General features: G+C 72.0%; 14 protein-coding genes and 1 riboswitch. Of the genes, 6 read left to right on the top strand and 8 right to left on the bottom strand.

Annotation, left to right across the window (positions count from 1 at the left end; translation table 11 throughout):
* The 5 genes from B0I31_RS14640 to B0I31_RS14620 form a co-directional block, all read right to left on the bottom strand.
* Entirely contained in the window at nt 1–2,727 is a 2,727-nt protein-coding gene (locus tag B0I31_RS14640) for an ABC transporter substrate-binding protein (RefSeq protein WP_106615877.1), read from the bottom strand.
* A gap of 143 nt (nt 2,728–2,870) precedes the next feature.
* Complete coding sequence (gene metH, locus B0I31_RS14635; RefSeq protein ID WP_106615876.1) at nt 2,871–6,458, bottom strand: methionine synthase; 3,588 nt, start codon at nt 6,456–6,458, stop codon at nt 2,871–2,873.
* An 11-nt stretch (nt 6,459–6,469) separates the two neighbouring features.
* Nucleotides 6,470–6,549, bottom strand: a riboswitch (S-adenosyl-L-homocysteine riboswitch).
* Between the two features lie 61 nt (nt 6,550–6,610).
* A complete protein-coding gene (locus tag B0I31_RS14630; protein WP_106615875.1) occupies nt 6,611–7,453 on the bottom strand; it encodes a LutC/YkgG family protein in 843 nt (280 codons plus the stop codon).
* A complete protein-coding gene (locus tag B0I31_RS14625; RefSeq protein WP_219910706.1) occupies nt 7,450–8,850 on the bottom strand; it encodes a LutB/LldF family L-lactate oxidation iron-sulfur protein in 1,401 nt (466 codons plus the stop codon). The genes B0I31_RS14630 and B0I31_RS14625 overlap by 4 nt, the downstream gene beginning before the upstream one ends.
* The gene (locus B0I31_RS14620; RefSeq protein ID WP_106615874.1) at nt 8,847–9,575 is read right to left on the bottom strand and encodes a (Fe-S)-binding protein; all 729 of its coding nucleotides are present in this window, start codon (nt 9,573–9,575) and stop codon (nt 8,847–8,849) included. The genes B0I31_RS14625 and B0I31_RS14620 overlap by 4 nt, the downstream gene beginning before the upstream one ends.
* 68 nt (nt 9,576–9,643) lie before the next feature.
* Here B0I31_RS14620 and B0I31_RS14615 point away from each other — a divergent pair, with 68 nt between their 5' ends.
* The 3 genes from B0I31_RS14615 to B0I31_RS14605 all read left to right on the top strand — a co-directional run bounded on the left by B0I31_RS14615 (nt 9,644) and on the right by B0I31_RS14605 (nt 12,706).
* Nucleotides 9,644–10,336 carry a FadR/GntR family transcriptional regulator gene (locus tag B0I31_RS14615; protein WP_106615873.1) on the top strand — a complete coding sequence of 231 codons (693 nt, stop codon included), beginning with the start codon at nt 9,644–9,646 and terminating at the stop codon, nt 10,334–10,336.
* A gap of 154 nt (nt 10,337–10,490) precedes the next feature.
* On the top strand, nt 10,491–12,308 hold the full coding sequence (locus B0I31_RS14610) for a hypothetical protein (RefSeq protein WP_181320163.1): 1,818 nt from the start codon (nt 10,491–10,493) through the stop codon (nt 12,306–12,308).
* Between the two features lie 11 nt (nt 12,309–12,319).
* Nucleotides 12,320–12,706: a hypothetical protein gene (locus B0I31_RS14605; RefSeq protein WP_106615871.1), complete on the top strand. Its 387-nt coding sequence runs from the start codon at nt 12,320–12,322 to the stop codon at nt 12,704–12,706.
* A gap of 63 nt (nt 12,707–12,769) precedes the next feature.
* Here B0I31_RS14605 and B0I31_RS14600 read toward each other — a convergent pair whose 3' ends face one another.
* Nucleotides 12,770–14,179, bottom strand: coding sequence for a rhamnulokinase (locus B0I31_RS14600; protein WP_245949898.1), 1,410 nt, complete (start codon nt 14,177–14,179; stop codon nt 12,770–12,772).
* Nucleotides 14,180–14,297: 118 nt separating this feature from the next.
* On the opposite strand from B0I31_RS14600, the gene B0I31_RS14595 reads away from it, so the two are divergent.
* Together B0I31_RS14595 and B0I31_RS14590 are read left to right on the top strand one after the other, a co-directional pair.
* Nucleotides 14,298–14,984, top strand: coding sequence for a class I SAM-dependent methyltransferase (locus tag B0I31_RS14595; protein ID WP_245949896.1), 687 nt, complete (start codon nt 14,298–14,300; stop codon nt 14,982–14,984).
* 58 nt (nt 14,985–15,042) lie between these two features.
* A complete protein-coding gene (locus B0I31_RS14590; protein ID WP_106615870.1) occupies nt 15,043–15,897 on the top strand; it encodes a transglutaminase-like domain-containing protein in 855 nt (284 codons plus the stop codon).
* Here B0I31_RS14590 and B0I31_RS14585 read toward each other — a convergent pair.
* Nucleotides 15,867–16,733 carry an SDR family NAD(P)-dependent oxidoreductase gene (locus B0I31_RS14585; protein ID WP_106615869.1) on the bottom strand — a complete coding sequence of 289 codons (867 nt, stop codon included), beginning with the start codon at nt 16,731–16,733 and terminating at the stop codon, nt 15,867–15,869. The genes B0I31_RS14590 and B0I31_RS14585 overlap by 31 nt on opposite strands.
* A gap of 1,073 nt (nt 16,734–17,806) precedes the next feature.
* Here B0I31_RS14585 and B0I31_RS14580 point away from each other — a divergent pair.
* Nucleotides 17,807–19,306: a flavin-containing monooxygenase gene (locus B0I31_RS14580; RefSeq protein ID WP_106615868.1), complete on the top strand. Its 1,500-nt coding sequence runs from the start codon at nt 17,807–17,809 to the stop codon at nt 19,304–19,306.
* Between the two features lie 3 nt (nt 19,307–19,309).
* Here B0I31_RS14580 and B0I31_RS14575 read toward each other — a convergent pair whose 3' ends face one another.
* Nucleotides 19,310–19,846: a TetR/AcrR family transcriptional regulator gene (locus B0I31_RS14575; RefSeq protein ID WP_219910705.1), complete on the bottom strand. Its 537-nt coding sequence runs from the start codon at nt 19,844–19,846 to the stop codon at nt 19,310–19,312.
* Nucleotides 19,847–19,902 lie beyond the last annotated feature (56 nt).

The raw sequence follows: 19,902 nt of genomic DNA, 5'->3' as shown, positions 1-19,902 counted from the left end.
TCAGCCGAGCTTCGGGCATCCGGTGCCCGGGTGCCGCTCCTGCCCCCGGCTGTAGAGCAGGCCGGTCATCAACTCGCACACCGGGATGCCCTGCAGGTCGTGGATGTCGGCCAGCTTCAGGATCGCCAGGTTCCGGGTGTTGGCGATCCGGTCCTGCTTGAAGGTGATCAAGCCGGTGGCGCCCTGGTAGTCCATCTCCCGGAACCGCTGGGCGACCGCCGCCCGGTGCGGTGTCGTCCCCCCTTGCGGGCGCAGCTCCTGCACGGCGCCGGCGAAGAGGCCGGCCGTGTCGTAGAGACCTCCGACCCGTTCACCCGGCCACGGCGCGACCGGCCGTTCGTCCGCCGAGAGCGACCCCGTGATCTCGTCCCGCAGGACGCGGTACCCGGCGCAGAACGAGTCGAGCGCGGACGACCCGCCGACCACCGTGCCCGACTTGCCCGCGACGCAGTTCCGGCCGGCGAGCACGACCAGGCCGCCCATGCCGACGTAGAACAGGGGTACGCCGTTGAACTCGTCGCGGTTGCGGTCCGGCGTGTGGGCGACGAACCGCGACACCGCGTCGGACGCGACGACGCGCGGCAGCCTGTCCAGGCCGGCGCAGTTGTTGCGCAGCGCTTCGAGGAAACCGCCGAACTCGTCCTCCCGCCCCGCGTAGAAGGCGATCTCGTCGTGGCGGTCGACCTGGTCGACGCACGCCGCCGAGAGCTCCCCGGCCGCCTCCTCCCAGTCCTTGCTCACCACGCCGACCGGATCCGCCTTCAGACGCGCCTGCATGACCTCCACCAGGGAGTCGACGTAGGCGTCGGGCCCGCTCCCGGCCCGGTGGTAGATGGTCACCTTGGTGGCGCCGACCCGGGTCGCGTAATCGCCGATCAGGTTGGCCTGCTGGGTGTTGTCGGGCACCAGCTGGAAGTAGAGGGGCGAGTTCTCGTCCAGGCCGACCTTGGTCAGGGTGGTGCCCACGGTCGTGACGCCGTGATCACCCAACTCCTTGATCGCCAACTCCGTCTGCTCGACGCTGCGGTCCAACCCGACCACGCCCAGGATGCGCGGATCGGCCTCGATGAGCGGGACGAGCAGGTCACGTGCCACGGCGTGCGCGGCCGCCATCTTGCTGCCGCCGTTCGCGACGACGATGCGCAGCAGCGGGCCGTTCTTGAGCGCCTCCTTGTTGAGCTGGCGCTGCCGGATGAGCAGGCCCTCCAGCTCCTCGGCGACCGAGTGCTCGGCGGCCGGGACGCTCTGGTTGAACGTCAGCCCGGCGAAGTAGACCAGGCTGAAGTAGGGCCGCTCGGGTGACTGCCCGTGCAGCCTCGCCGCGATCTCGTTCTGCGCGAAGACGTTCTCCTGGGCCAGCCGCAACCGCTCGTTGCGCCCGAACACCTGCCCGGCGCCGTCGCTGTAGCCGACGCACTGGTCGGCGCCGTCGATCCTGGTCACCTCGGTGGCGATGCCGCGGGTCACCGCGCCGAAGAACGCGCACCCGGCCCGCCAGTGCGTCCAGAGCGACTGGGCAGGCATCGTCGCGGCGGCCAGGACCGCCAGCACCACGATCAGCTCGCCGACGCCGCGGCGGGCGGGCCACGCGGGGCGCCGAGGGCTCTCGCGGGCCTCGATCTCCCAGGCGTGCCGGTCGCGACCGCGCAGCGAGGCGCCGTCCGGCACCGCCGCGGGGAGGCTGACGAACAGGTAGCGCGCGTCCGGCGCCAGCAGTTGGCGGCGTCGCGGCAACCTGTCCTTCCAGGCGCTGAACGCCTCCTCCGCCACGTTCGGCGTGATCGGCGCGCTGGGCGGGACCAGCTGGGTCGGCTCCTCGCCGCTCGCCGTGACGAACAGCAGAGGGTCGAGTTCCCCGGTCTCGTTGCGGACTTCGTTGACCAGCCGCAGCAGTTCCCACCCGGCGGGGTCGACGTCGTCCAGCAGCACGGGTACGTACGTGGTCCGCCGGTGCGCCTTGCGGTGGGGGATGAACCCGGCCCTGGTGCGCCGGTAGGCCACGCGCAGGTCCTCCAGGAACGCGTGCACCAGCAGCTTGCGGAACTGGTCCGGGTTCTCGGAGTCCCGGCGGTCCTTGGTCAGCCGCTCGGCGAAGTCGAAGAAGTCCTGGGAGTGCCGCGGGACCATGTACGGCTGGCGCATGAACCACCGCCGCTCCCGACCGAGCCCCGGAACGCGGTCACGCCCCCAGTACAGGCCGATGAACCGACCGGCGAACTTCGTCAGCGCCATGAGGAACTGCGCGCGCTCCCCGGCCTTGTCGGCGAGTTCGCCCACTTCCCCGGACATGCGGTGCCTGCCCCAGGCGCGCAGGGCGGCCTCGACCGGGCGCTCGAACTTCACCTGCTTCGGCGCGAGTTCCACGCGGGTGAGGTGGTGGGCCAGTTCGTAGTGGTCGAACCTCTTGACCGAGTTGCGGCCGAACTGCCCACCGCGCAGCTTCACCTGCAGCGCGTGCAGCAGCGGCAGCACGGCATCGGGGTGCTTCGCCGCGTCCTCCGGGGTGACCAGGACGTGAGGCACCTTCGGCACCTTGGCCGCGAACGCCCGGTCGAGCCGGGGCAGGAACCCGTCCGCGCCCGGCTCGCGGATCAGGCACACCAGGGGCAGCGGCAGGTCGCCGCGCTTCTCGAGATCCTCGTCGCGTTCCCATAATCGCGGTCTCCGGACGAGCACCCGCACCAACGTCAACAAGGCGTCGACGCCCGGGAACACGGGATCGGACACATTTCCCCCTCTGCGGTGCGCCGGCGACGCGTGTAACTCACATCACGCACACACCGCGTGGTGTTACGCACCGCAGAAGTAAGGAAGGGGACGCCCACCGATCACCCGCTCGACCGGTGGGACCTCTCGCGTCGACCCGCTGGTCAGGCTCCGGGCTCGTAGGCCAGGTTCGGCCGCAGCCAGCGCTCGACCTCGGCCACCGGCATGCCGCGCCGGGCCGCGTAGTCCTCCACCTGGTCGCGCCCGATCCGGCCCACGGTGAAGTACCGCGACTCCGGGTGCGCGAAGATCACACCGCTCACCGCCGCCGCGGGCGTCATGGCGAACGAGTCCGTCAACGCCAACCCGACCTTCTCCGCCTCCAGCAACGAGAACAGGTCCAGCTTCTCGCTGTGGTCGGGGCTGGCCGGGTACCCGAACGCGGGTCGGATGCCGCGGAACCGCTCGGCGTGCAGGTCCTCCAGCGCGGGCTCCGCGTCCGGCTCGAACCAGTCGCGCCGCGCCTGGAGGTGCACGTACTCGGCGAACGCCTCGGCCAACCGGTCGGCCAACGCCTTCACCATGATCGACTTGTAGTCGTCCTGCTCGCGCTCGTACCGGCCGGACAGCTCCTCGGCACCGTGGATCGCCACCGCGAACCCACCCAGGTGGTCACCCTCGGGCGCGACGTAGTCGGCCAGGCACCGGTTCGGCCGGCTCTGCGGCTTCGCCGTCTGCTGCCGCAGCATGGGCAGCCGCCGCCCGTCCACCACGATGTCGTCGCCCTCGGAGTGCGCCGGCCAGAACCCGTACACACCCTTGGCCTGCAACGAGCCGTCCGCGATGATCTTGTCCAGCATCGCGTTCGCGTCGTCGAACAGCTCCTGCGCCGCCGGGTTGGTCTGCAGGATCCTCGGGTACTTGCCCTTGAGCTCCCACGCCAGGAAGAAGAACGTCCAGTCGATCATCCCGCGCAGCTCGGCCAGCGACGGCTCCACCACCCGCAACCCGGTGAACGCGGGCGTCGGCAGCTCCTCGAACGACACCGCCTCGGCGTTCGCCCGCGCCTGCTCCACGGTCAGCAACGGCGTGCTCTGCCGGTTCTCGTGCTCCTCGCGCAGCCGCTGCTGCTCGATCCGCGTGTCCTGGGCCAGCTCCTCGGCGCGGTCCTCGTCGAGCAGCGCCGACACCACGCCCGCCACCCGTGACGCGTCCAGCACGTGCACCACGGTCTGGTCGTAGGCGGGCGCGATCCGCACCGCCGTGTGCTGCCGGGACGTCGTCGCGCCGCCGATCAGCAGCGGCAGCTTCATCCCGCGCCGCTGCATCTCGGCCGCCACCGACACCATCTCGTCCAGCGACGGCGTGATCAGCCCGGACAGGCCGATCGCGTCCGCGCCCTCGGCGATCGCGGTGTCCAGGATCTTCGCCGCGGGCACCATCACGCCCAGGTCGACCACGTCGTAGTTGTTGCAGCCCAGCACCACGCCGACGATGTTCTTGCCGATGTCGTGGACGTCGCCCTTCACCGTGGCCAGCACGACCTTGCCGTTGCCGCGGGTGGAGCCGGAGGCTTCCTTCTCCGCGTCCATGTACGGCTCCAGGTGCGCCACCGCGCGCTTCATCACCCGCGCGCTCTTCACCACCTGCGGCAGGAACATCTTGCCCGCGCCGAACAGGTCGCCGACGACCTTCATGCCGTCCATCAGCGGACCCTCGATCACGTCCAGGGGGCGCTTGGCCTCCAGCCGTGCCTCTTCGGTGTCCTCGATGATGAAGTCGACGATGCCGTGCACCAGCGCGTGCTCCAGCCGCTTGGCCACCGGGCCCTCGCGCCACGCCAGGTCGACCACCCGCTTGGTGCCCTTGCTGGCCACGGACTCCGCGAACGACACCAGCCGGTCCGTGGCGTCCGGCCGGCGGTCGAACAGCACGTCCTCGACCAGCTCCAGCAGGTCCTTGGGGATGTCCTCGTAGACCGCGAGCTGGCCGGCGTTGACGATGCCCATGTCCAGGCCCAGCCGCACCGCGTGGTACAGGAACGACGAGTGCATCGCCTCGCGCACGGTGTCGTTGCCGCGGAACGAGAACGACAGGTTCGAGATGCCGCCGCTGATCCGCACGCCCGGACAGCGCTGCTTGATCAGCGGGATCGCGTCCAGGAACGCCTTGGCGTACCCGTTGTGCTCGGCGATGCCCGTCGCGACCGCGAGCACGTTCGGGTCGAAGATGATGTCCTCGGCCGGGAAGTCCGCCTTCTGCGTCAGCAGGTCGTACGCGCGACCGCAGATCTCGACCTTGCGCTCGGTGGTGTCGGCCTGGCCCAGCTCGTCGAACGCCATCACCACCACGCCCGCGCCGAAGTCGCGGACGCGGCGGGCCTGGGCCAGGAACTGCTCCTCGCCCTCCTTGAGGCTGATCGAGTTGACCACGCCCTTGCCCTGCACGCACTTCAGCCCGGCCTCCAGCACGCTCCACCGCGAGCTGTCGACCATGATCGGGACGCGGGCGATCTCCGGTTCGGTGGCGATCAGGTTGAGGAACGTGGTCATCGCCCGCTCGCTGTCGAGCAGGTCGGCGTCCATGTTCACGTCCAGCAGGTTCGCGCCGCCGCGCACCTGCTCCAGCGCGACGTCCACGGCCGCCTGGTAGTTGTCGCTCTCGATCAACCGCCGGAACTTCGCCGAGCCGGTCACGTTGGTGCGCTCGCCGATCATCACGAACCCGGTGTCCGCGCCGATCTCGAACGGCTCCAGGCCGCTGAACCGGGTCCGGTCCGGCACCCGTGCCACCGACCGCGGCTTCATGTCCTTGACCGCCGCCGCGATCCGCGCGATGTGGTCGGGCGTGGTGCCGCAGCACCCGCCGACGATGTTGACCACGCCCTCCTCGGCGAAACCGTGCAGCAGCGCGGCGGTCTCGTCGGGGGTCTGGTCGTAGCCGCCGAACGCGTTGGGCAGGCCCGCGTTGGGGTGGCTGGCGGTGTAGGTGCCGGCGATCCGGGCCAGCTCGGTGACGTGCGGTCGCATCTCGGCCGCGCCCAGCGAGCAGTTCACGCCCACCACCAGCGGTTCGGCGTGCGCGACGGAGTTCCAGAACGCCTCGACCGTCTGCCCGGACAGCGTCCGCCCGCTCAGGTCCACGATGGTGACCGAGATCCACAGCGGCAGGTGCGGGGCCACCTCGCGGGCGGCGGCGACGGCGGCCTTGGCGTTGAGCGTGTCGAAGATCGTCTCGACCAGCAGCAGGTCGACGCCGCCCTCGGCCAGCGCGCTGATCTGCTCCGCGTAGGCGTCCTTGACCTGGTCGAACGACACCGTCCGGTACGCCGGGTCCTCGACCCGCGGCGACAGCGACAGGGTGACGTTGAGCGGGCCGACCGAGCCAGCCACGAACCGGCCGCCCGCCTCGTCGGCGGCTTGGCGGGCGAGCTGCGCGCCGCGCACGTTCATCTCGCGGACCAGCTTCTCCAGGCCGTAGTCGGCCTGCGCGATGCTCGTCGCGGTGAACGTGTTGGTGGTCGTGATGTCCGCGCCCGCGGCCAGGTACTTGCGGTGGACGTCGAGGATCAGGTCCGGCCTGGTCAGGTTCAGCAGGTCCGGGTCGCCGGTGACGTCGTGCGTGTGGTCGCCGAGCAGGTCGCCGCGGTAGTCGGCCGGGGTGAGCCCGGCGGCTTGGAGCATGGTGCCCCAGGCGCCGTCCAGCACCGCGACGCGCTCGTCCAGCAGCTCTCGCAGGGCGTTTTCCGACACGCGGCCTCCCTTGGTGGGAGGCGCCCTTGCGGATCTTCGAGCCCGACCGAGCGTGGCGGGCTCTACGCCCGTTGCAGCGCCTCTCGGTCGGATGCCCAATCGTAGCGAACACGGCGATCGTGGGCGGATCCGCCCAAAGGGTGAGAACCTGATCACTGGGTGTCGCGGACGATCACGACCTCCAGGGTACGGGGACCGTGCACGCCTTCGACGCGTTCCAGCTCGATGTCGCTGGTCGCGGACGGTCCGCTGATCCACGTCTGGGTGCGGACCCCGGCCAGCGCCGCCACCGCGTCGGGCACTCCCGCGACCACCTGGCCGGCCCGCACGACCACCAGGTGGTAGTCCGGCACGAGGGTGAGGGCCCGGGGACCTTGGTCGGCGGCGTCGTGGTCGAGCACGATGGTCCCGGTCTCCGCAACCGCGACGTGACAGCCGGTGACCACCGCATCGGCCGCTTCGAGCATTTCGCGAAGCGCTTCGCGAGCGTCCCCGCCAAGGGGAACCCTTGATTCAATTCTACCGATGGGGTCCGACAATTCGGCCGTTCCGCTCCGCGCCGCCGCCCGTTCGGCCCCCCGCGCCGCCTGCTCGTGCGCTGCCGCCGCAACTTGCTCGCCCACCTGCGGCGCGGCCTGCTCGGCCGCTGCCGCTGCGACCTGCTCAGCCGCGGCCCGCTCGGCTGCCGATGCTGCCCGTGCCTGCTCGGCCGCCCACCCCGCGGTCCACTCGGGTGGGATGCCGGGTGCGGTCACGATGTGGCGCGCGCCACGTTCACGCAGGGCCGCAGCGACCGCGGTGGGCACCTCGTCGGCGTCCACGACCCGGACCTCGGCGCGGTAGTCGCGGAGCCGTTCGGCGAACAGTTCCAGGTCACCCGGCCCCCGCGTGCCCGCCGCCCGGTACTCGCGCGGCACCGGAGCGGCAGCGCCCGAGCCCGATCCCGACACCTTCGCCCGCCGCACCCTGGCCAGGACCTCGTCACGCGCGCTCATCGAGAGGACTCCCACCAGTCGCGGAACGTTTCCTTCGGCGGTTGTGGCAGGTCACGGGCAGTCGACCAGCCCGGCAGCGGCACGTGCCGGCTCGCCAACCGCCCGAACTTGCCCAAGCGCACCAGTCGACGCCACCGCCGCGCGTCCGACATCGCCCAAGCCAACGCCCGCATCGCCGTCGACTCCGGCGTCGCCCGCTTCGCCGACACGACCCGCTCCCGCAGGTGCACCAGCATCGACGGGATGTCGATCGCCACCGGGCACACGTCGTAGCAGACACCGCACAACGACGACGCGAACGGCAGCGTCGGGTTGCGGTCCACCCCCGTCAACTGCGGCGACAGCACCGCGCCGATCGGGCCCGGGTACGTGGAGCCGTACGCGTGCCCGCCGGTCCGCTCGTACACCGGGCACGAGTTCAAGCACGCCGAGCAGCGGATGCAGCGCAACGCCGCCCGCCCGTCCGGATCGGCGAGCGTGGCCGTTCGCCCGTTGTCCACCAGCACCACGTGGCTGGTCTGCCCCTCGGTCGGCCCCGTCCACACCGACGTGTAAGGGTTCATCCGCTCACCCGTCGACGACCGCGGCAGCAGCTGCAGGAACACCTCCAGGTCCTGCCAACGCGGCACCAGCTTCTCGATGCCCACCACGCTGATCAGCGTGCGCGGCAGCGTCAGGCACATCCGCCCGTTGCCCTCGGACTCGACCACGACCAGCGACCCCGTCTCGGCCACGCCGAAGTTCGCGCCCGAGATCGCCACGTCCACCGTCATGAACTTGTGCCGCAGGTGCCTGCGCGCCGCCTCGGCCAACGCGCGCGGGTCGTCGGTCAGCCCCGGGTCGACGCCCGGCATCTCGCGCCGGAAGATGTCCCGGATCTCCGACCGGTTGCGGTGGATCGCGGGCACCAGGATGTGGCTCGACTTGTCCTTGCCCAGCTGCACGATCAGCTCGGCCAGGTCGGTCTCCACCGCGTGCACGCCGATGTCGGCCAAGGCCTCGTTCAGCCCGATCTCGACCGTGGCCATCGACTTGACCTTGATCACCTCACGAGTGCCGGTCGCCCGCACCAGGTCGGTGACGATCCGGTTGGCCTCCTCCGCGTCACGGGCCCAGTGCACGTGCGTGCCGCGGCTGGTCAACGCCTCCTCGAACCGCAACAGGTACTCGTCCAGGTTCGCCAGCACGTCGTCCTTGATCGCCGCGCCCGCCGCCCGCAGCTGAGCCCAGTCGGGCAGCTCGCCCACGACGTTCGCGCGCTTGGCCCGGATCGTGCCGGTGGCCTTGGCGAGGTTGCGGCGCAACTGGGCGTTGCCCAACGCCTCGCGCGCGGCCTGGGGGAACGGCTCGCCGGTCAGGTTCCCGCCGCCGGCGGGCATGCCCAGGAACGTCGTCATCGCGTGTGCTCCAGGATCTGCGCCAGGTGCAGCGGTCGGACGCCGCTGCGCAGCCTGCTCAGGCCGCCGCCGATGTGCATCAGGCACGACGAGTCGCCCGCCGTGAGCACGCCCGCCTTCGTGCTCAGCACCGCGCTCATCTTGTCGCCGAGCATGGCCGTGGAGGTATCGGAGTTCTTCAGCGCGAACGTGCCGCCGAACCCGCAGCACGTGTCCGCGGCAGGCAGTTCGACCAGGTCGATGCCCTCCACGGCCCGCAGCAGCCGCAACGGCCGGTCGCCCACCTTCAGCACGCGCAGCGAGTGGCACGTGGGGTGGTAGGTGACGCGGTGCGGGAAGTACGCGCCCACGTCGGTGACGCCCAGGACGTCCACCAGGAACTCCGACAGCTCGTACGTGCGCTTGGCGGTGTCCGCGGCGGCCTCGGCCAGCTTCGCGTCACCGTGCTTCCGGGCGACGTCGGCGTGCTGGTGGCGCACCGATCCGGCGCACGACCCGGACGGCGCGACGATCACGTCCGCGTGCTCGAACGCCTCGACGTGGTTGCGGATCACCGGCAGCGCCTGGCCGGGGTAGCCGGTGTTGATGTGCATCTGGCCGCAGCAGGTCTGGGCGGGCGGGACGACGACCTCGTGGCCGAGCCGTTCCAGCAGCCGGACGGTGGCCTTGCCGACGTCCGGGAACAGGCCGTCGACCAGGCACGTGACGAACAGCGCGACTCTCACCGCGGTGAGTCTAGACTCTGTGGTCTGACCACACCAGGCTGTGGTCAGACCACAGTGGAGGTGCGTCCTTGTCCGGGTACGGCGCGGTGCTGCGGCACGTCGAGGCTGAGCTGAGCGCGGGACGGCTCCGCGTGGGCCGGCAGTTGCCCGCCGAGCGCAAGCTGGCCGAGGACCTGGGCGTCAGCCGGGCGACCGTGCGCGAGGCGATCCGGGTGCTGCAGGCGATGGGCGTGGTGCGCAGCGGCGTCGGCTCGGGGCCGGACGCGGGGACCACCGTGATCGCGGACCCGGCCGGTGGGCTCGGCGCGGCGTTGCGCCTGCACCTGGCCACGCGCAGGCTGCCGATGTCCGACCTCGTCGGCACCCGGGTGATGATCGAGAGCCACTCCGTGCGCGCCGCCGCGGCCCGTCCCGACCACCCCGACCTGGCCCGCGCCGCCGAGCTGCTGACCCGGATGGACGCCCCGGACCTGGACGCGGACACGTTCCACCAGCTCGACGCCGACTTCCACGTCGCCCTCACCGCCGCCGCGGGCAACGCGGTGAACACCGCGATCATGGCGGCGCTGCGTGACGCGATCCACCGCACCGTGCTGGACGCCGTGCAGGCGCTGCCCGACTGGTCGCGCACCGCCGTCCGGCTGCGCCGCGAGCACCGCTCGATCCTGCGCGCCGTCCAGGCGGGTGACGGCGACCTGGCCGCTACCAGGGTCACCCGTCACGTCGAGGGCTTCCACCGGGAGTGGGTCCGGCACGCGTGAGCGTTGAATTCAGGGGTCCTGGACGTACGACTCTCGCGGGGTGGGGTTACTGAACGTCAAGGCCCACTCGATGGGGTGATGTGTGCTGCGCCCGAAGGTGGGACGTTGCGGCGATCCGGGTTTCGGGACGAGGGCACCGTGCTTCCATCGTGTCGTGGACGACAGATCGACCACGGTCAGCGTCGGGGGGAGTCTCAGCGGAGTCGTCGTCATCGGCGATCACAACGTGGTGTGCGACCACGCCGGCACCACGGTCAGCCCGACGACACCACCCGCGCCGCGCCGCACGACACCGCCGCGTTCCCTGCTGTGGGGACAACGGGAGGCGCCGGTCGGCCGGGACGCGGAACTGCGTGCCGTGCACGCCGAGCTCGACGCCCGCCGGCACGTCCAGCTGCACGGGCCCGCCGGCTACGGCAAGTCGTTGCTGCTGCGGCACATCAGCCGGCAGCGGGCGGCACGTGATCACGTGATCTGCCTGTCGGAGAGCGGCAAGCACGTCGACGACCTCCTCCAGGACCTGTTCGAGGCCTGCTACGAGGCAGCCGAGGACTACCGGCCGACTCCCGCGCGCCTGCGCCGGTTCCTGGAACCGATCCGCGCGGTGCTGGTGCTGGACCACCTGTCCGACCGGCCGGAGGACATCGAACGGGTGCTCGACGCGGCGTCCGGCTGCACCGTGCTGTCCGCGGTGCGGGAGCGCACGCTGTGGTCCGCGGGGCGGGCCGTGGCGCTCGGCGACCTGTCCCCTGAAGCGAGCCTCGCCCTCGTGCACCGCGTCCTCGGCCGTCCACCGACCGCGGCCGAGCTGCGGCAGGTCCGGGCCGCCCGCGGCAGCCCGCCCGCGCTGCTCCGGCTCGCCGCCACCACGACCGACGAGCGGCACCGCCGGGTCATCAGGGTGCTCGCGCTGCTCGGCGGCGTCGGGTGCTCGGTCGCGCTCCTCGCGCTGCTGGCCGGGATCGCCTCGGCGGAGGCCGCACCGGTGCTGGCCGACCTGGAGCGGGTCGGGCTCGTCACGGTGGACGGCGGTGGGGTCCACCTCGCCACCCCGGCCGCGGAGGTCGCTTCGGCGTCCTCGGCGGCGACCACGCTGGCGGACTGGCTCTGGAGCGGCCCGGCACGATCCGAGGTGGTCGAGGCCGCACCGGTCATCGTCGCCGTGCTCACCGCCGCCGGGCCTACCGCGGAAGCGCTGGAGCTGGCCCGGGTCGCCGCCCCGGCGCTGCTGCGGTCACTGCGACTCGGTGCCTGGGGCGAGGTGCTGGTGCTCGGCGCGGAGGCCGCGCGTGTGCTGGGCGAGTCCCGCGAACTGGCCTACTTCGAACGGGAACTCCAGGTGCGGGACCGGCTGCTCGCGGAACGGTCGGCTTCGGGTCTGTGGTGGAAGGTCCTCCTCCCGCTGCTGGTCCTCGCACCGCTGGTCGGCTTCGGCTGGTTGGCCCTGAGCGAGCCGGGTGACACCGCCGGGCAGCCGACGGCGTCGACCACGGCGAGCGCACCGGACACCGTCACCACCATCCCGGCCGGAACCCCCACCTCGGGACCGGCCGACCCGGAGGACCCGATCACCGACCCGACGACCGATCCGCCGTGCGACCCCGTCCTGCCCGCGTCGCTGGGGCTCGACCTCGTGCGGAACACCCGCTCGATCCCGATCGTCGCGCAGCCCTGCCACGGCGACGGCGTCCCGACCGGCCGGTTGGCGCTCGGCGGTCCCGACGCGCCGGTGTTCGCCCTCAAGCCCGACTGCCCCGACGTGCTGTCACCGGGCGAGAGCTGCACGGTGACGATCTACTTCGACGCCACCGAACCCGGCGACTACACGGCACAGGTCACCCTCCCCGCCGAACGTCCCATGGTGCTGAGCGGGGTGGTCGAAGCAGCGACGTCACCCGTGCCGCCGACGACCACGGTTGTCAAGCCGACCACGACCACCACCACCACCACCACCATCCCCACTCCGGGGTGACGGGAGAACCCATGTCCGACAACCGGTTCCGCCTCCGCGTCGGGGGCGACATCAGCGGCAACGTCGTCGTCGGTGACAACAACGCGGTCACCAACGCACCCGTGCGGCTCGACGCCCGCGAGGCGGAGGACCTGGCCGCGCTGTTCGCCCGGCTCCGCGCGCAACTCGGCGAGGACGACGACGCGGCCCGCGCGAAGGTCGACGAGCTGGAAGAGGCGATCACCGACGACGAGCCCGACCTCGCCACGATGGAGAGCATCCGCAACTGGTTCGGCCGGAAGATGCCCCGCCTCGCGGCCTCGGTGTCGGAGCTGATCCTCAACCCGATCGTCGCCAAGCTCGTCGGCGCGGCCGGTGCCGGGCTGGCGGCCGAGTTCACGCGGCGGTTCGGCGGCTGAGCACCCGGCACCCGCGTGCCCGGTCGGAAGCCGGTTGCCGGATGTCGGTTGTCGGTTGCCGGTTCAGGCCGGGTCGTAGTGGCGGATGTCCTCGGTGGTGGCCAGGGTCGCCCGGATCGCCTCCAGGGTGGCCGGGGCGGCGCCGTGGGCCCTGGCCTGGACCAGGACGTTGCCCAGGGCGGTGGCCTCGACGGGGCCCGCGGTGACGCGGCGGCCCGAGAGGGACGCGGTCAGGCGGCACAGCAGGTCGTTGCGCGAGCCGCCGCCCACGATGTGGATCACGTCGACGTCGTGGCCGGTCAGGGTCGCCGCCTGGTCGATGGTGCGGGCGTAGGCGGTGGCCAGGGAGTCCAGGACGCAGCGCACGGTCTCGGCCGGGGTGCGCAGCGGGCCGGTGGCCGCGGCGGCGATCCGGTTCGGCATGTCGCCCGGTGCGATGAACGCCGGGTCGTCGACGTCGACGGTCGGTCCGCCCGGGGGGAGGGTCTCCGCCTCGGCGAGCAGAGTGGGCAGGTCGCGGTCGGGCCACTCGCGCAGCGACTCCTGCAACAGCCACAGACCGCCCACATTGCGCAGGAACCTGGTCCGCCCGTCCACGCCGCCCTCGTTGGTGAAGTTCAGCTCGCGCGCCCGCGCGCTCAACACCGGTCCGGGCAGCTCGACGCCCGCCAACGACCACGTCCCGCTGGACACGTAGGCGAAGCGCGACCCGTCCGCGGGCAGCGCCACGACGGCCGACGCGGTGTCGTGCGAGCCGACCGACGTGACCGGTGTCGTCGCCGGCAGGCCCGTCGCGGCGACGACCTCCGGGCGCAGCAGGCCGCGCACCTCACCCGGCTCCTGCAACGGCGGGAACGGCACGTCGGCGGCCAGTTCCGGCGCCCACGTCCGCGTCCGCACGTCCAGCAGCCCCGTGGTCGACGCGTTGGTGATCTCCGTCCGCAGCTCGCCGGTCAGCCAGTAGGCGAGCAGGTCCGGCAGCAGCACGACGTGCGCCGCCTCGTCCCACCACGGCGACGACCGCTCGGCCTCCAGCTGGTAGAGCGTGGTGAACGGCAGGAACTGCAGGCCGTTGATCGCGTACAGGGCCTCGGGGGAGGTCCGTGCGTGCACCCGCTCCACCGCCTGGGCGGTCCGCCCGTCCCGGTACGACACGGGCTCGGCGAGCAGCGTGCCGTCCTCGTCCAGCAGCCCGTAGTCCACGGCCCACGTGTCGATGCCGATCGACACCACCTCCGGGAACGCGGCGGCCAGCGCCCGCAGCCCCGTCAGCACCTCCCGGTACAGGCCGGTGAAGTCCCAGCGCAGGTGCCCGTCCCTGGTGACCACGCCGTTGGGGAACCGGTGCACCACGTGCAGCGTGGTGCGACCACCGGCCACCACCCCGGCCACGACCCGACCACCCGAGGCGCCGATGTCGACGGCCCCGAAAACCTCGGCGGACACCTCGGCGACGGACGACATGGGCGGCATGGGCGGCTCCACTACTCCACGGGTGCTTGAATCGTTTCAAGTCACGGCAGTCAAGCGCCTCGGGCCCCGGGCTGTCAAGGACGCGGCGTCGCGGTGGTGCGCCCGTACGGTGTCCTCCGTGACGTTCCCGGACTTCCACCGCGCGCCCAACATCGCCGACCACCCCGACGTCTACGAGCGGGAGAACGAGGCGATCGACCCGGACGGGCGGTTGTGGCGCGCCCTGCGCGAGCGGGCCGACTGGGCCGGTCGCACGCTGCTCGACCTGGGCTGCGGCACGGGCTTCTGGCTGCCCCGCTACGCGGCCGACGCGGGCGAGGTGATCGGTGTCGAGCCGGATCCCGACCTGCTGGCCAGGGCGGCGCAGCGGGGGACCGTGCGGCACGGGTCGGCGGAGCACGTCCCGCTGCCCGACGCGAGCGTGGACGTGGTGCACGCCCGGTTCGCGTACTTCTTCCCACCGGACTGCGGGCCTGGGCTCGCCGAGGTGCGGCGCGTGCTGCGGCCCGGCGGCACGCTGGTCGTGATCGACAACGACTGGCGGCACGGCGAGTTCGCCGGCCTGCTCGCCGCCTCGCCGTGGGCGTCCGCGCAGGGTGCCGCCGACACCACCGACGCGTGGTGGCGCGACCAGGGCGCGGAGCGCACCGAGGTGATGTCGTCGTGGCGGTGCCGTGACGCGGCGGAGCTGGAAGCCGTGCTGCGCATCGAGTTCCCGGGCGACGTCGTGGACGGGTGGGTCCGCGCCAACCCGGGTCGGCGGGAGCTGGGCTACGGCTACGTCCTGTTCACCGTCACCGCTTGACCGTGCCCTTGGGGCAGGGCGTAGACAATGCGCGGCACACAGGCCGAGGGGAGCCCACATGATCGACTACACCACGCACAGCCGGTTCACCGACCCCGGCCCGCTCGCCGGGTGGCTGGACGGCGTCGGACCGGACCTGGCGCAGCTGCGGCGGGTCGCGGCCGGGCTGGTGTTCCACTACTGGGGCAACGGGAACATCACCGACCACGGGTTCCCCGCCGAACGGCTGGCGGAGGTCGACCTGCGGTACGCGGCGGACATCCTCGCCCGCCTGCACGAGCTGAACCCCGCGCCGCTGGGCGAGCAGCGCGCACCGACCGAGCGGGTCGTGGGCTGCTGCCGGGACTTCACGCTGCTGTTCGTGGCGATGGCACGGCACCACGGCATCCCGGCCCGGTCGCGGGTCGGGTTCGCCGGGTACCTCGCGCCCGGCTGGTACCTGGACCACGTGGTGGCCGAGGTGTGGGACGGGCGGCGGTGGCGGTTGGTCGACCCGCAGTTCCTGGACGGCGAGGTCGACCTGATGGACGTGCCGCGGGACCGGTTCCTGGTGGGCGCGGACGCGTGGCGTGCCGCCCGGTCGGGTGCGATCGAGGCCGACCGGTTCGTGGTCTCGCCCGAGATGACCGTCCCCGGCACGCGCGGCCTCACCCAGGTGCGGCACGACCTCGTGCAGGACCTGGCGTCGTTGAACAAGCACGAGATGATCCTGTGGGACCTGTGGGGCTCGCTGAGCGACGAGCCGGAACTGTCCGAAGAGGACGTCGCGGCGGCCGACGAGCTGGCGGCGTTGCTGCAGGACCCGGAGGCCGATGTGCGAGCGGCCTTCGACACCGACGCTTACCGTGTGTCGCCGGTGATCACGTCACTGGATCAGGTGACTCAGTTGCCGGTGGAGGTCGTGTTGCGCTGAGCGGCGTTGCGGGCCGCGGCGGGGCTGAGGCGGTTGAGGACGGTCAGGTAGGAGGTGGGGAAGAGGCGGGCGACGAGGTCGGGTGCGATGGCGGTCCACGCGATCAGCACCCGGCCCTTGCGCTTGGCCACGCCCGCCAGGATCCGCTCGGCCGCCTTGTCCGCGGGGTAGGTCAGCAGCTTGGCGAAGCTCTCCTTGCCTTGTGCCGCTTCGGTTTCGCTGACCCCCGACGCCACCCGAGCGGTCTCCGCGATCCTGGTCCGGATACCGCCGGGGTGGACGCAGGTCACGCCGACGCCGCGGTCGGCCAACTCGTGGCGCAACGACTCGGTGAACCCGCGCAGGGCGAACTTGCTGGCCGAGTAGGCGGTCTGGCCGGGTGGGCCGATGAGCCCGAACAGGCTCGACACGTTGACCACGTGACTGCCCGGCGACTGGAGCAACGTCGGCAGGAACAGCCGGGTCAACGCCACCGGCGCGCGGAAGTTGACGTCCATGACCCAGTCGAACTCGTCGGCGCCGACTTGGTCGAACGTCCCCCCGAGCGCCACACCCGCGTTGTTCACCAGCAGGCTGATCCGCGGATCGCCCGCCAGCACCCGCGCCGCCAGCCCGCCCAACGCCCCGATGTCACCCAGATCGGCCACGAACGTCTCGACCCGCACCCCACGGATCTTCCCGGCCACCGCCGCGAGCCGGTCACCATCCCGATCGATCAACACCAGACCACTGCCGCGCCGCGCCAACCCGTACGCCAACTGCTCACCGATCCCACTGGCCGCCCCGGTCACCACCGCCGTACCGCCCGCGAACCGGTAGCGCGAAAGCTGGGACATGCGGCCTCCTCCAACGACGTGCCGTAGACCTCACCAGTCTGGCCCGCCCCAGCCCACCACGGCTCGGCTCGGGACGACCGAGATTCAACTTCACGCGCCGGGACCCGGCTGGGCGCGGCTGGACTCGGCTAGGCGCGGCGGGATCCGGCTGGGCGCTGTTGGGTGCGGCGGGACTCGGTTGGGCGGCGACGAGACGGGCCGGGGCGGCAGCAGGACGGGGCGCGGCTGGCGCGGCGGGACGCGGTTGACGGCTGGCTGGCGCGGCGGGACGCGGTTGACGGCTGGCTGGCGCGGCGGGACGCGGTTGACGGCTGGCTGGCGCGGCGGGATTGCTCGGCGGCGGCAAGACGGGGCCGGGCGGCGACGGGCCGGGACTCGGCTGGGCGGCTCGGCGGCGGCAGGATCCGGCCGGGCGCGGACGGGACTCGACGGCGCGACGGCACAACAGGCGCGGCGGAGCGCGGCAGGCGCCGGCGGGACGTGCCGGGCGGCGGCAGGACGCTGGCGGACCGGGCTGGGCGGCTGGTGGGCTGGGCGGGCGGGCGGACCGGGCTGGGCTGGGCGGCTGGTGGGCTGGGCGGCGGCAGGGCGCGGCGCGGCGAGGTGGTATCCGCGGGGCGCGGCTGCGTGCGGCGGGACCCGGCTGGCGCGAGGGTGCGGCCTCGATCCCGGCGGCGGACAGCGGGCTGGGCTGGCCGAGGTCCCGGCGGGCCGAGGGCTCGGTGGGCCGAGGGCTCGGTGGGCTGGGGGCTCGGTGGGCTGGGGCGGTGGTGGGCTGGAGCGCCTGGGCCGGGTTCGGGTGGCTCGACGTGTTGGCGGTGGGTGGTGGGGTGGCTGCCGTTGCTTGCGGTCGGGTGGTGGCGGGGCGTTGGCGGTGGGGGTGGGTGGTGGGGGTGGCACGGCGGTGGTTGCTCGGGGCTCCTCATTTCTTCAACCGACGTTTGAGGGCAATGATAACGGCGTTTTGGGGAGTGGGGGAAGGCAGGTTCACTCCATCGTGTTCGCGGGTCGGCGGTTGGGGTTGGTGTTGGCCCAGGTGGGAGGGGTGTTGGCAGGTCCGGGAGACTGGGGGTATGACGGCTACCGAGCACCTCGACGTCGTGATCGTCGGCGCTGGATTGTCCGGTGTCGGTGCGGCCTACCGGTTGCGGACCGAGTGTCCGGGGAAGTCCGTTGCGATCCTAGAAGCACGTGACGCGATCGGTGGGACGTGGGATCTCTTCCGCTACCCGGGCATCCGGTCCGACTCGGACATGTTCACGCTCGGCTACCCGTTCAAGCCGTGGCGCGAGGCGAAGGCGATTGCGGACGGGCCGTCGATTCTCGGGTACGTCCGGGACACGGCGGCGGAGTTCGGGATCGACCGGTTGGTGCGCTACCGGACCAAGGTGGTCGCCGCGGACTTCTCCACGGAGACTGCGCGGTGGACGTTGACGGTTCGTCGTGAAGAGGACGGCGTGGTCAGCGAGAGTGTCATTACCTGCGACTTCCTCTACTCCTGCGCGGGCTACTACGACTACGACCAGGGTTACGACCCGGTCTTCGCCGGTGTCGAGTCGTTCCGCGGCGAGGTCGTGCGACCGCAGTTCTGGCCCGACGACCTGGACTACGCGGGCAAGCGCGTGGTCGTGGTCGGCAGTGGTGCGACGGCGGTGACGTTGGTGCCGGCGATGGCCGAGACCGCCGCGCACGTCACCATGCTCCAGCGCTCGCCGACGTGGATCGGTGTGGTGCCCGGCCGTGACAAGCTCGCCGACAAGGTCCGCGAACTGCTGCCCGCCCACGCCGCGCACCGGCTGATCCGCACCAAGAACATCCTGTTCGGGCTGGCGTTCTACCAGTTCTGCCGCCGCTGGCCCAAGGCGGCGCGCAAGGTGCTCACCAAGCTGTCCGCCAAGGTGCTCCAGGACGACGACGCGGTGCGCGAGCACTTCACGCCCACCTACGACCCGTGGGACCAGCGGCTGTGCGCCATCCCGGACGCGGACCTGTTCAGGGCGCTCAAGAAAGGCCGCGCGTCGGTCGTCACCGACCACATCGACACGTTCACGCCGGACGGCGTCCGGCTGAAGTCCGGGCGGGTGCTGGAAGCCGACGTCGTGGTCACCGCGACCGGGCTGCGGCTGCTCGCGTTCGGCGGGATCGCGCCGAGCGTGGACGGGCGCGCGGTGGAGTTGTCCGAGCAGTTCATCTGGCGCGGCGCGATGATCACGGGGCTGCCGAACTTCGCCGTCTGCGTCGGCTACACGAACGCGTCGTGGACGTTGCGCGCCGACCTGACCTCGCGCCTGGTGTGCCGGGTCGTCAACCACATGGACCGGCGCGGCTACGCGTCGGTCGTCCCCACGCCGGACCGACCGCTGGCCCGCCGTCCGCTGCTGGACCTCGCCTCCGGCTACATCCAGCGGGCCGTCGACGCGTTCCCGCGCCAGGGTGACCGCGGTCCGTGGCGGGTGCGGCAGAACTACGTGCTGGACGCGGTGTCCACGCTGCGCGGTGACCTGAGCCGGCAGTTGGTCGGGACGCCCCGTGCGGCCGTGCGGCGACCAACGCCGACAGCGCGGGTTCGGTAGACGTCAGGCGCGGTAGCGCAGGCCGTCCACGACGAGGTCGAGCATGCCGTCCGCCGGGCCGACGTCGGGCACCGTGAGCGCGATGCCGCCGACCGTGGCGATCACGTGCAACGGGTCCACGTCCGGCCGGTCGACCGCCGCGAGCAGCGTGGCCATCGCCTCGACCAGCCGGTCCTTGCTCTCCGCGTACGGGTCGCCGCCGGAGGCGATCACCGCGCGCAACGCGTCACCCATGCCCTGCTTGGTGGCCAGGTACTCGACGAACCGGTCCATCCACGCCCTGATCGCCTCGAACGGCGGCAACGAGCCCAGCAGCTCGGGTGCGGCGTCGCAGATCTTCGCCAACTCGTTGCGGTAGACCGCCTCCACCAGCGCCTCCCGGGTGGGGAAGTGGCGGTAGAGCGTGCCGATGCCGACGCCCGCGCGCTTGGCGATGGACTCCAGCGTGGCCTCCGCGCCCTCGGTGGTGAACGCGTCCAGCGCCGTCTCGATCAGCCGGTCGCGGTTGCGCTGGGCGTCCGCGCGCAGTGGGCGGGACAAGGGTGCCTCCAGACGGGTGTGACGCAGCTCTCCGAGCTAAACGGAGGAACCTCCGG

Origin of the sequence: Saccharothrix carnea (genome assembly GCF_003014735.1) — a bacterium.
GTDB lineage: Bacteria > Actinomycetota > Actinomycetes > Mycobacteriales > Pseudonocardiaceae > Actinosynnema > Actinosynnema carneum.
Note: the sequence above shows the minus strand (reverse complement) of the source record. Positions and strands in the feature narration are given on the sequence as shown.

Coding starts and splice junctions, on each gene's coding strand:
- B0I31_RS14630 (WP_106615875.1), bottom strand. CDS start 7,453: ATGAGCGCGCGTGACGAGGTCCTGGCCAGGGTGCGGCGGGCGAAGGTG.
- B0I31_RS14625 (WP_219910706.1), bottom strand. CDS start 8,850: ATGACGACGTTCCTGGGCATGCCCGCCGGCGGCGGGAACCTGACCGGC.
- B0I31_RS14605 (WP_106615871.1), top strand. CDS start 12,320: ATGTCCGACAACCGGTTCCGCCTCCGCGTCGGGGGCGACATCAGCGGC.
- B0I31_RS14600 (WP_245949898.1), bottom strand. CDS start 14,179: ATGCCGCCCATGTCGTCCGTCGCCGAGGTGTCCGCCGAGGTTTTCGGG.
- B0I31_RS14590 (WP_106615870.1), top strand. CDS start 15,043: ATGATCGACTACACCACGCACAGCCGGTTCACCGACCCCGGCCCGCTC.
- B0I31_RS14585 (WP_106615869.1), bottom strand. CDS start 16,733: ATGTCCCAGCTTTCGCGCTACCGGTTCGCGGGCGGTACGGCGGTGGTG.
- B0I31_RS14580 (WP_106615868.1), top strand. CDS start 17,807: ATGACGGCTACCGAGCACCTCGACGTCGTGATCGTCGGCGCTGGATTG.